The sequence below is a fragment of the Acidovorax delafieldii 2AN genome (assembly GCF_000175235.1).
Classification (GTDB): domain Bacteria; phylum Pseudomonadota; class Gammaproteobacteria; order Burkholderiales; family Burkholderiaceae_C; genus Acidovorax; species Acidovorax delafieldii_B.
The window spans coordinates 1-11,019 of record NZ_ACQT01000123.1 but is presented as its reverse complement, the minus strand read 5'-3'; the positions used below and the strand labels follow the sequence as shown (position 1 = coordinate 11,019).

Sequence of the window (11,019 nt, the reverse complement as noted above, 5' to 3'; positions counted from 1 at the left end):
GCGCATCTTGAAGCGCATTGTGCAAACCAGCATTAGTTGATTTTCAGGTATTTGACTAATATCTGTTTTTGAGATATTTTGCGTTTATCTGAATTCCAGGTATCAGCCATGGCGTCGACATCACATCCGCTGGTCACTGCCGGCCAACTGGGGACGGTGCTGCAGGCCGCGCGCAAGGCCCAGGGGCTGACCCAGTCGGCGTTGGCCAGTCGTGTCGGCCTGAGCCAGTCACGGGTCTCTCATCTGGAACTCAACGCCCATGAACTGAGCGTGGAGCAACTCCTTGCATGGTGTGCCGCGCTGGGCTTGGAACTGGCCGTTGGGACCCGGGGTAGCGCGGCGGTGTCGACGGCGCCGACCACGGATTGGTGACATGGGACGTCGATCGCATAGCCGCAGCCTGTCTATCTGGACCAACGGTGTCCGCGTGGGCCGGTGGACGATTCCCGCTCGCGGCGAGGTGGAACTGCAGTACGACCCGGACTGGGTGGGGGCTGATATCGGCCGGCCGCTGTCCCTGTCCCTGCCGTTCAATCTGCAGAATCTGCTGGCCAAGGGCGAAAAGGTCTCCAACTACTTCGACAACCTGCTTCCGGACAGTGACGCGATCCGTCGCCGCGTGGCCGAGCGATTCCGTACGGGCTCGACCGAACCGTTCGATTTGCTGAAGGCCATCGGGCGCGATTGCGTGGGTGCCGTCCAGATCCTGGATGAAGACGAGGTGCCCACCGGTTTCGATCGAATCGAAGGCGAGCCCCTGTCCGAGGAGGCTATCGAGCGGCACCTGATCGAAACCGTTTCGCCGCAGGCCTTCGCTGCGGGCCGAGACCCGGATGCCGATTTCCGCATCTCGCTGGCCGGCGCTCAGGAGAAGACGGCCTTCCTGTGGTGGGGTGGGCAATGGCTCGTGCCGCGTGGCGCCACGCCGACTAGCCACATCTTCAAGCTCCCGCTCGGCCTGATGGGTGGGCGGCAGGCGGATTTCAGCACGTCCGTCGACAACGAATGGCTATGCTTGCGGCTGCTGAAAGCCTATGGCTTCCCGGTGGCCGATGCCCGCATAGCGACCTTTGGCGGACAGCGCGTGTTGGTAGTGGAGCGATTCGATAGGCGCATCGCACCCAATGGGCAGTGGCTCATGCGTTTGCCGCAGGAAGATTTTTGCCAGGTCGAGGGCTGCTCGCCATTGCGCAAATATGAGAACGATGGAGGTCCAGGGCTCAAGGCGCTGTTTGGCACGCTGCGGCAATCGGTGAATGCCGAAGCAGACATGAAAACGCTGATGGCGGCTCAGGTGTTGTTCTGGTTGCTGCGAGCACCCGATGGCCATGCCAAGAATTTCAGTATCCAGCTTCTGCCACGCGGGCGTTTCCAGTTGACCCCGTTGTACGACGTAATGTCGGTCTATCCGGTGTTGGGCAATGCTCCGAACCAGTGGTCGCCACATGAAATCAAGTTGGCGATGGCCTTGCTTGGCAAGAACCGGCACTACGAGATGCAAGGTATCCAGCGAAGGCACTTCAATAGCACCGTACAGAAGGTCGGATATGCCTCGACCGCCGAGCCGATCGTCGAAGAAATCCTTGCCCGGACTCCAGCGGCCATCGCCGAAGTGCAAGCCGAATTGCCACAGGACTTCTCACCACGCGTTCTTGACGCCATCCTGGGCGGACTTGAGCAGGCGGCCCGAACACTCGGTGGGATGCCGCCGTAAGCGGTAGAAGAGGGGGGGCAAGCGCGCTTGGATGTAGTGTCTCAACAGGTTGTGCATCCGAATGGGTGTTGGCGCTGGAGTTGCCCCGCTTCGGGATCACGGAGAAATCCCACCGGATGAACAGCCATGGGAGTATTTGCCCTGATGCGCTGGGCTGCGCCTGCATGGATGGAATGGGTCGGATGTCCCTGGCACTCTACGGAATCGGCGACAGGTGTCGCAGGATCGGAAAGGGAGTCATATGAGACCAACCGCACAGAATCGCAAGGACCGCGGGAACCAACGGGAGGCTGTCGATAGAGAAATCACCGACCGTGCAGCCCAGTTGATGAGGCAGGCGTTGTCGCTGCTGGAGAGTGGTAAGTCGATACGAAGGCCGCCTTTGGAAGATGGAGGCGACGAAGACCGCCTGTTGCGGTTGCCAGAGGTGCTGCGCTTGACGGGGATGTGCCGCTCGGCCCTTTACGACCAAATGGCGCGAGGGCACTTTCCGGGGTCCATCAAGATCGGGCAGCGTGCGACCTCATGGTCAGCCAAGGCAGTACGAAACTGGATAGCGCAGCGTGTGGATGGCCTGTAGCCGATGGGGCAATGTAGCCCTTGTTGACGATGTGGCGGCGGCGTCTTGGGCTGCCAAAATTGATCGGTCATGGGGCCGTCTGCATCCACAGTTTTTCACGCGGCAGCTCATGGTGAACAAGGTGGGGGAACAAACGGGGGAACAAGTCAAAAAATAAAAAACGAAATCCAGCTTCTATGCGGGTTTACAGCTTTCATTCAATTGACGCCAGCGCGTTCGCTGATTTCTGGCGAACGCCCATTTTCATTGGTGAATCAACGACTTACAGTCCATGGCCGTCTACAGCCGTCCATGCGCAGCCAAGCAAAAGTGGGGGTACAAGTAGGGGTACAAACCCAGAAATCTGGTGAAATCGGTGTTTTGTACCCCCACTTCCCTCTGCAGAAGGGGTTCGCCATAGGGGAACCTGTACCCCCACCGGCTACCTTCATCCATCAACGCTCGGCGATCTCAGTCCCGTACAGTTCGAGCAAGCTCAAGAAGCTTGGGACGGTGTCAACGCAACCGGCAGCAGCCCAGTTCTTGCCAAAAGGCGTCGATGTCGCAGAAATCTCGCAGATCAAGCTCAATGCAATAGCGAGACAATTGGACGAACGCTCCAAGAAGACCCTTGGTTTCCAGACCCCGGCTGGATGTTCAATCAATGTGTTGCATCAACCGCTTGAATCCGCCGCCCAAAGCGGAAGTGCACCTTTCCCGTAAGCAGACGCTAGGAAATTGCCGAGCTACGGGCTGATAGCCCGGATTGGTGCACGTGCCATCTCAATGTGGATGCGCGTGCCTATGCCGATGATGAATGTCCGGGTAGTGCGGATGCTTGTGCGTCAGTGCTTCATGTCGGTGGACGTGAGTGTGTGGTTTCGTAGCATCCCAGTCAAAAGTATGCGTGTGCTGGTGGTGTTCGTCATGTGAATGCCGGTGGCTGTGTTCCAGCGGCTCATGGCTGTGTTCATGCTCATGACGCTCACGAATGTGCAGCCAGATGCCGAGGGCCATCAACGCCGCAGCCATCCAGAAGAGTGGGCTCGGCATAGTCGGCCACAACACCAAAGAAATAGCCACCCCAAACAACGGTGCCACCGAGAAATAGGCGCCCGTCCTGGCCGTGCCCAGCGTCCGCAGGGCCACAACGAACAAGGTCAAGCTCAATCCATAGCCAAGGAATCCCACGACCAGGCTGGCGCTCAGAGTCGTCATTGACGGCAATGCAGTACCCCCCATCAGCGCAAGTGCGGTATTACTGACCCCGGCCAGCAACCCCTTCAGCCCGGCGACCAGCATGGCATCGTTCGCGGAGACCTTGCGGGTCAGGTTGTTGTCCACTGCCCAGCACAGACATGCCCCCACGATGAGCAGTGCGCCGGGAGCAAAAGCCGCGCCTCCTGGCTCCCAGGACAACAGCAGGCCGCCAAGAACGATGGCCACCATGCCCAGCACGATTTGGCGGTCCGCATTCTCCTTGAACACCCACCAGGCGATGAGCGCAGTCGGCACGCCCTCGACGTTCAACAGCAGCGACGCTGACGCACCGCTGGTCTGGGCCAGTCCGAGCATCAGGAGCGCAGGTCCGATTACGCCGCCAAAGATGATGGCGCCGAGCAGCCAAGGGATTTCTGCTTGGGGAATGTGCAGAGCCTCGGGGGCGCGCTCACTGTCCTTTCGCTTCAGCTGCCGCAGCGCTAGTAACAGGCACAGGCCGAGTCCGCTGCCCAGGTAAAGCAGCCCAGCCAGTAGCAAAGGGGCTACGTCGCCAATTAGCAGTTTGGCCATCGGTGTGCTGGCACCAAACAACAGGGCGGCGGCCAGTGCGGGAGTGGCGGTACGTATCGACATGACGGAAGTAAAGCACATGGGCTGAATAACAGTCCAAGAACAAGGCAGTTTTGCTCCCAATCTGTTTGGTCACGATATGCCTGATTTCTTCCCGTTAGGCTGCTTTATGCTTAATCGCATCGTGCCCCAGTTGGTTGCCCTTCTCGGAGCCGCGGGCAACATATGCTTTATTTTGCGGACGGGTAATGAATAACGGGACACGATATCCGGTGAACGCCCGTATTCTCTGCTTAACCACTGACTTGAAAGGTGATCCAAACGCGCGGGGCTGCCAAAAAGCGGTGCTTCTCATCCCCCGCATTCGTTCTCAACTTTTGGCATAGGCGTGCTCCCAAGCCTTCTAATTCCAACCGCTTTGCGTGCCATGGCGGCCACCGGCCGAGCCAGAACCATTGGTCGATCCTGAGAAGTCAGTGCTCATGGCGCAGACGTGTTGAAGGAGTGCGCATGTTCTCGCGTACCTGGCTTCGAGTCGAGCGGCCCACCGCACCATGGGCCTGCCGGTCTCAAAGCCCGCCGTCCAGCTTGCTTGACGTTCAGGGCAGGGCATAAGCCCCTGTGCCGCCCGGCCATGCGGTCAGCACGTCGTATCCGTCGGCGGTGACGGCCACCATGTGTTCCCACTGTGCCGACAAGGATCGGTCTTTAGTCACAACCGTCCACCCGTCGGGCAACTGACGGGTTTCACGCCGTCCTGCGTTGAGCATAGGTTCGATGGTGAAAATCATCCCTTGCTCCAACGTGAGGCCTTCGCCACGCCGTCCATGGTGCAGCACATTCGGCTCTCCGTGGTAGATCTGCCCAATGCCATGCCCGCAGAATTCACGCACCACGCTGAAGTGCTCTCTCTGGGCGATGGACTGGATGGCATGGCCGATGTCGCCCAGCGTTGCGCCGGGCCTGACTTGGCGAATGCCGGCCCTCAGTGCCTCGTAGGTGGTTGCGACCAAGCGCCGGGCCAGAGGGCTGGGTTCGCCGACGAAGAACATGCGGCTGGTGTCGCCAAACCATCCGTCTTTTTGCACGGCCACGTCAATGTTGACGATGTCACCTGCTTTGAGAATTTTTGCAGGGGAGGGGATGCCATGGCAAACCACGTGATTGACGGACGTGAGGATGGTCTTGGGGTAGCCCTGGTACCCCAGATTGGCGGGGATTGACTCTTGCACATGCACGATGTGCTCATGGCAGATCTGGTCGAGTGTCTCGGTGCTCACGCCGGGCACCACGAAGGGCTCGATCATGCTCAGCACCTCGGCGGCAAGCCCGGCCGCTTTGCGGGCCATTTCGATGGCGTCGGGCGAATGGCGGGGGATTTCTCGGGCCATCAGTGTTTGGCCGGCACGCGCACGGCTGGTTTTTCCTGCGATGGCGCGCAGGCAAAAGCGATGTCCAGGCCGCCCGCCATCTCAGCCTCTATCAATAGTTTGCATATGCCCTTGTGGTCCAGGTCGGGGTGCATTTCGGTGAGCATGCCCACCCGCATCCAGTGTTCGGCCTGCGCATTGATCGACCTGCTGAGAGCGCCTCCGGCAACCCGAAGGTTTTCGTGCATTTGATCCGAGATTTTTACGATACCCATGAGTTTGTCTATATGAAATATAAATGAATTGTATACATTTCGCATAACATGGGCGATGCTAAAGTGCCGAAACAGCCTTGGCGCTCTGCGCCTTGCAGGGCAGTTGGCCGATGTGCAACGGCCCACAGGGGCAGCGCGGCTCGCAGCGTACACAACCTCCATCTTTCGCTGGCGAGTCTCTGCCTTCTGTTCGTGGGCCGCGAGCGGCAGTTGCCGGTGATCGCACCAGATCTCCCGGCGCCGCGTTCGTGGTCACTGCGCAGACGAGCATGCGCCGTTTGCGCGCATTGCGTGGTGTGGTGTTGCTGGCCGCTGGCCACGGCCTGGGTGCTGCCGTGGTTTTGCTGAAGTTGCCGGGTGGTGTACATGCCCTTTGGCACCGCCTGGTTCTGCAGGGCATGGGCCTGGGCATGGTGATGGCGCTCCTGGTGTTTTTTGTGTTGGCGGTGCTTCCCGTGCAGCACGTGGGCGCGGCAGCGGGAGGGCTGGCTTCAATGCAGCAGGTCGGCAATTCGCTCGGCGTGGCTGATTGGCGTTTTTTCTATGCCACGCCTGTTCGCCAAGGCTATGCGGCAGCGTTGTGCTATCCGACGCTGATGGCCCTGATGGTGGGGTGCTGTACCGCTTCCTGGCAGGGCCCCAATTGCGACCGCAAGCACCTGAAAAAGCGCCGTTCTGATCGGGTTGGCAGTCTCGGGCAGGCTCGAGGGCGAAGGCCGGTTTGGTACGGGTGGCACGGACACGCCGGCTATCGCGCAGCCGCATGTGGCGCACAGCACACGGCGAGCGTCCTGTGCTTGGGAGATGCCACGGCAACGTGGGTGACCCGAGATTCACGGACTTTCAGAGGCTTTGTGCCGTTCCATTTTCCTTTGTGGCTTGGCCACAGGGGGCCGTGCGCAAGGCTGGGTGCTGCAACACCGATGCTGCTGCAGGCGCGTGCGTTCACCGCACATCTGCCCGGTATCAGTCCTCGCCTTGGTGCACGCCCCGGCCGTGGTCGCGACAGATCAAAACACTCCTGTCATCCTGAAAATTCAATCGAATTGGCCTCATGCGCAAGCTGGTAGGGCATAAATTGCTATCTATTAAATAGCATTATTCCGTGGGCTCGACCTTGGTGGGTACTTTGCCCGCTGGCCTGGTTTTTGCTGAAGAGGTTCAGCCCGATTTCTGATGGTCGGCTGGTGTTTACCCTGTATAGACAGGTATGCATCAACTGTCATCATGGCGGCTGAAAGCGGGTGCAACCCGGCTGCAGTGGGCACAGGTTCTTTCTTCAAACAGGAGCAGATGATGACTCGATCGGTTGTGAAATGGACGTCGCTGGCAGCGGCAGCGGCAGCAGCATGCATGATGGCCCTGGCCGCACCGGCCCAGGCGCAGGACACCAAGGTTGTGCTGGGCATGTCCGGCTGGACGGGCTTTGCGCCGCTCACCCTGGCCGACAAGGCTGGCATCTTCAAGAAGAACGGCCTGGATGTGGAGATCAAGATGATCCCGCAGAAGGACCGCCACCTGGCCCTGGCCTCCAAGTCCATCCAGTGCGCCGCCACCACGGTCGAAACACATGTCGCCTGGAACGCCAACGGCGTGCCCATCGTGCAGATCTTCCAGATGGACAAGTCCTACGGCGCCGACGGCATTGCGGTGCGCGGCGACATCAAGGGCTTTGCCGACCTCAAGGGCAAGACCATCGGCGTGGATGCGCCCGGCACCGCTCCGTACTTTGGCCTTGCCTGGATGCTGAGCAAGAACGGCATGAGCCTCAAGGACGTGAAGACCACCACGCTGTCGCCCCAGGCGGCCGCGCAGGCCTTCGTGGCGGGCCAGAACGACGCCGCCATGACGTACGAGCCCTACCTGTCCACCGTGCGCGACAACCCTGCGGCCGGCAAGATTTTGGCCACCACGCTCGACTACCCCATGGTGATGGACACCGTGGGCTGCGACCCCACCTGGCTCAAGGCCAACGGCAAGGCCGCACAGGCACTGGCCAACTCCTACTTCCAGGCGCTGGACATGATCAAGGCCGACCCGACCAAGTCCAACGAGATCATGGGCGCTGCGGTCAAGCAGACGGGGGAGCAGTTCGCCAAGTCGTCGTCCTTCCTGCGCTGGCAGGACAAGGCCGCCAACCAGAAGTTCTTTGCGGGCGAGCTGACCACGTTCATGAAGGACGCCACGGCCATCCTGCTGGAGGCCGGCATCATCCGCAAGGCGCCTGAAGACCTGGCGGTCACGTTCGACGCGAGCTTCATCAAGTAAAAAACTGGAACAAGATCGCGCCATGTCTGCCGTGCAACCCCTGTCCGTTACCGAGCCGAAAGCCCCCGTGCGCCGGCGTTCGCTCGCTCCGCTGGAGCCTGTGAGTGCCCGCGCCCGCTGGCTGCTGGGCTTCGGTTTTTTTGTGTTGTTCGTGCTGGTGTGGGCGTTCTTCACGCTGGGCGGCTACGTGTCGCCCACCTTTCTGGCCAGCCCCGTCACCATGGCCAAGGAAGGCTGGCTGTTGTTCAGCGAGTACGGCTTTCACAAAGACATCGGCATGACGGTGTGGCGCGTGTTCGGCGGCTTCATCCTGGCGGCAGTGGTGGCCGTGCCGCTGGGCATTGCGATGGGCGCATACAAGGGCATTGAAGCCTTCTTCGAGCCCTTCGTCTCGTTCTGCCGCTACCTGCCCGCGTCGGCCTTCATCCCGCTGCTGATCCTGTGGGCCGGTATCGGCGAGACGCAAAAGATTTTGGTCATCTTCATCGGCTCAGTCTTTCAGATCACGCTCATGGTGGCCGTCACCGTGGGCGGCGCGCGGCGTGATCTGGTGGAGGCGGCCTACACGCTGGGCGCAGGCCACAAGGGCATCGTCACGCGCGTGCTCATCCCCGGCGCCGCGCCCGAGATCGCCGAGACCCTGCGCCTGGTGCTGGGCTGGGCCTGGACGTATGTCATCGTGGCCGAGCTGATCGGCTCATCGAGCGGCATCGGCCACATGATCACCGACAGCCAATCGCTGCTCAACACCGGCCAGATCATCTTCGGCATCATCATCATCGGCCTCATCGGGCTGGTGTCCGACTTCGCCTTCAAGGCGCTCAACCACCGTCTGTTTGCCTGGAGTTTTGTGCGATGAGCCGCGTTTCCATTCAAGCCGTGTCGCGCGTCTTCGAGACTGCCAAGGGGCAGCGCACACAGGCGCTGCAGCCGGTGGATTTTGAAGTGCGTGACAACGATTTCGTCACCATCCTTGGCCCCTCGGGCTGCGGCAAATCCACGCTGCTGCGCATCGTGGCGGGGCTGGACCACGCCACCAGCGGCCGTGTGCTGCTCGACGGCGTACCGGTGGAAGGCCCTGGCGCAGAGCGCGGCATGGTGTTCCAGAGCTACACGTTGTTCCCCTGGCTCACCATCGAGCAGAACATCCGCTTCGGCCTGCGCGAACGCGGCATGCCGGAAGGCGCGCAGAAAGAGCGCGTCGCTTACTTCATCGCCAAGGTCGGCCTGCGCGGCTTTGAGCAGCACTTTCCCAAGCAGCTGTCGGGCGGCATGCAGCAGCGCACCGCCATTGCGCGCGCACTGGCCAACGACCCCAAGATTCTGCTGATGGACGAGCCCTTCGGCGCGCTCGACAACCAGACCCGCGTGCTGATGCAAGAGCTGCTGCTGGGCATCTGGGAGGCCGAGCGCAAGACCGTGCTCTTCGTCACCCACGATATCGACGAAGCCATCTTCATGGCCAACCGCGTCGCCGTGTTCAGCGCCCGGCCCGGCCGCATCAAGACCGAGCTGGCGGTGGACCTGCCGCACCCGCGCCATTACACGATCAAGACCAGCCCCGAGTTCATGGACCTCAAGGCGCGCCTCACCGAAGAGATCCGCGCCGAATCCATGGCGGCGGACCTGCACTGATCTGAACCTGCACCAGCCCCGCATCCACACATGAGCGCCCGTCCTTCCCGCCGCACTGCAGCCACTGCCCCGCGCAGCGCCACGCCCGCCAAGGCGGTGGTCGCCGTGGCTGCACCCGCGCAAGCCATGGCGCTGTACGAGCAGGTCAAGGACCACATCTCGCGCAAGATCCAGGAAGGCATCTGGCGCGCGGGCGACCGCCTGCCATCCGAGAACGAGCTGGTCACCCAGTTCGGCATCTCGCGCATGACGGTGAACCGCGCGCTGCGCGAACTGGTGGAGCAGGGCCGCATCGTGCGCGTGGCGGGCGTGGGCAGTTTTGTGGCCGAGGACAAGCCCCAGTCCACGCTGCTGCAGATTGCCAATTTGGCCAGCGAAATCCGCCAGCGCGGGCACGACTACCGCTGTGACGTGCTCACGGTGGAACGCACCTCCGCCACGCTGGAAGTGGCCGCCGCGCTGGACCTGCGCACGGGCGAGTCGGTGTTCCATTCGCTGTGCATCCACCGCGAAGACGGCCTGCCCGTACAACTGGAAGACCGCCACGTGAACCCGCGCCAGGTGCCCCAGTTCGCCGCGCAGGACTTCACGCAGCTGCAACCCTCCGAATACCTGGTGCGCAACGTGCCCTTCGACCAGATCGAGCATGTGGTCGATGCCGTCATGCCCACCGCCGAGCAGGCCGCGCTGCTGGAGATGTCTCCGCAGGAGCCGTGCCTGCTGCTCACCCGTCGCACCTGGTCGCGCGGTGTGCCGATCACCGTGGTGCGGTGTTTGCACCCCGCCACCCGCTACCGTTTGGGCAGCCGCTTCCGAGCCGACGGCAACCCCGTCGCTGGTTGAATATGAAGCACCCCCTGAGTCGCTTCGCGCCTTCCCCCTCAAGGGGGACGACACCCTCGCTGCGGGGCGGCCCTTGCTCGGCGTCTCTCGCGAGTGCAGTGGCAGTTGCACCCGTAGCGGGATGGGCTGACAGGATTTGAAGAACAAATTAACGCCGTTTTATTTTGCTTGTACCTACTTGTATATACAGGATTAACGCCATGACACACAACGCTTCATCCCTCACCCTGCACCCCGGCCGCGTCACGCTGGCCGAGCTGCGCCGCATCCACGCGGGCCCCGTGCAACTGGTGCTCGATGCGTCGGCCCGCGCGGGTTTGCAGAAGTCCCTGGCCACGGTGCAGCGCATCGTTGATGAAGACCAGGTCGTCTATGGCATCAACACCGGCTTTGGCAAGCTCGCCAGCACCAAGATTGCGCACGAGCGCCTGGCCGAGCTGCAGCGCAATCTGGTGCTGTCGCACAGCGTGGGCACGGGCGATGCGCTGCCCGACGACGTGGTGCGCCTCATCCTGGCCACCAAGGCCGTGAGCCTGGCGCGCGGCCACTCGGGCGTGCGCCCCG

General features: G+C 61.6%; 12 protein-coding genes and 1 pseudogene. 10 read left to right on the top strand and 3 right to left on the bottom strand.

Annotated features, from left to right (window positions below):
* Positions 1-108: 108 nt before the first annotated feature.
* The 4 genes and pseudogenes from ACDELDRAFT_RS14415 to ACDELDRAFT_RS26225 form a co-directional block, all read left to right on the top strand.
* The gene (locus tag ACDELDRAFT_RS14415) at positions 109-372 is read left to right on the top strand and encodes a helix-turn-helix domain-containing protein (protein WP_005798041.1); all 264 of its coding nucleotides are present in this window, start codon (positions 109-111) and stop codon (positions 370-372) included.
* 1 nt (position 373) lies between these two features.
* Positions 374-1,714, top strand: coding sequence for a type II toxin-antitoxin system HipA family toxin (locus tag ACDELDRAFT_RS14410; protein ID WP_005798040.1), 1,341 nt, complete (start codon positions 374-376; stop codon positions 1,712-1,714).
* A gap of 241 nt (positions 1,715-1,955) precedes the next feature.
* Positions 1,956-2,294 (top strand): helix-turn-helix transcriptional regulator, encoded by a 339-nt coding sequence (locus ACDELDRAFT_RS26230; RefSeq protein ID WP_198403248.1) that lies wholly within the window; start codon positions 1,956-1,958, stop codon positions 2,292-2,294.
* 516 nt (positions 2,295-2,810) lie between these two features.
* A pseudogene (locus tag ACDELDRAFT_RS26225) lies at positions 2,811-2,959 on the top strand (IS30 family transposase); the annotation flags it as partial.
* 97 nt (positions 2,960-3,056) lie between these two features.
* On the opposite strand, the gene ACDELDRAFT_RS14400 reads toward ACDELDRAFT_RS26225, so the two are convergent.
* The 3 genes from ACDELDRAFT_RS14400 to ACDELDRAFT_RS14390 all read right to left on the bottom strand — a co-directional run bounded on the left by ACDELDRAFT_RS14400 (position 3,057) and on the right by ACDELDRAFT_RS14390 (position 5,709).
* Positions 3,057-4,127 (bottom strand): DMT family transporter, encoded by a 1,071-nt coding sequence (locus tag ACDELDRAFT_RS14400; RefSeq protein WP_040329289.1) that lies wholly within the window; start codon positions 4,125-4,127, stop codon positions 3,057-3,059.
* A 536-nt stretch (positions 4,128-4,663) separates the two neighbouring features.
* A complete protein-coding gene (map, locus tag ACDELDRAFT_RS14395; protein ID WP_005798035.1) occupies positions 4,664-5,455 on the bottom strand; it encodes a type I methionyl aminopeptidase in 792 nt (263 codons plus the stop codon).
* On the bottom strand, positions 5,455-5,709 hold the full coding sequence (locus ACDELDRAFT_RS14390) for a ParD-like family protein (RefSeq protein ID WP_005798033.1): 255 nt from the start codon (positions 5,707-5,709) through the stop codon (positions 5,455-5,457). Before ACDELDRAFT_RS14390 ends, map begins: the two co-directional genes overlap by 1 nt.
* A 269-nt stretch (positions 5,710-5,978) precedes the next feature.
* Here ACDELDRAFT_RS14390 and ACDELDRAFT_RS25110 point away from each other — a divergent pair, with 269 nt between their 5' ends.
* The 6 genes from ACDELDRAFT_RS25110 to ACDELDRAFT_RS14365 all read left to right on the top strand — a co-directional run.
* Positions 5,979-6,779 carry a hypothetical protein gene (locus ACDELDRAFT_RS25110; protein WP_157764935.1) on the top strand — a complete coding sequence of 267 codons (801 nt, stop codon included), beginning with the start codon at positions 5,979-5,981 and terminating at the stop codon, positions 6,777-6,779.
* 226 nt (positions 6,780-7,005) lie between these two features.
* Entirely contained in the window at positions 7,006-7,977 is a 972-nt protein-coding gene (locus tag ACDELDRAFT_RS14385; protein WP_005798029.1) for an ABC transporter substrate-binding protein, read from the top strand.
* Between the two features lie 22 nt (positions 7,978-7,999).
* Entirely contained in the window at positions 8,000-8,836 is an 837-nt protein-coding gene (locus tag ACDELDRAFT_RS14380) for an ABC transporter permease (protein ID WP_005798027.1), read from the top strand.
* Positions 8,833-9,612 carry an ABC transporter ATP-binding protein gene (locus tag ACDELDRAFT_RS14375; protein ID WP_005798026.1) on the top strand — a complete coding sequence of 260 codons (780 nt, stop codon included), beginning with the start codon at positions 8,833-8,835 and terminating at the stop codon, positions 9,610-9,612. The genes ACDELDRAFT_RS14380 and ACDELDRAFT_RS14375 overlap by 4 nt, the downstream gene beginning before the upstream one ends.
* A gap of 30 nt (positions 9,613-9,642) precedes the next feature.
* Positions 9,643-10,455, top strand: a complete 813-nt coding sequence (gene hutC, locus ACDELDRAFT_RS14370) for a histidine utilization repressor (protein WP_005798024.1) — start codon at positions 9,643-9,645, stop codon at positions 10,453-10,455.
* A 200-nt stretch (positions 10,456-10,655) separates the two neighbouring features.
* On the top strand, positions 10,656-11,019 hold a 364-nt coding region (locus ACDELDRAFT_RS14365; protein WP_005798021.1), incomplete at its 3' end, for an aromatic amino acid lyase.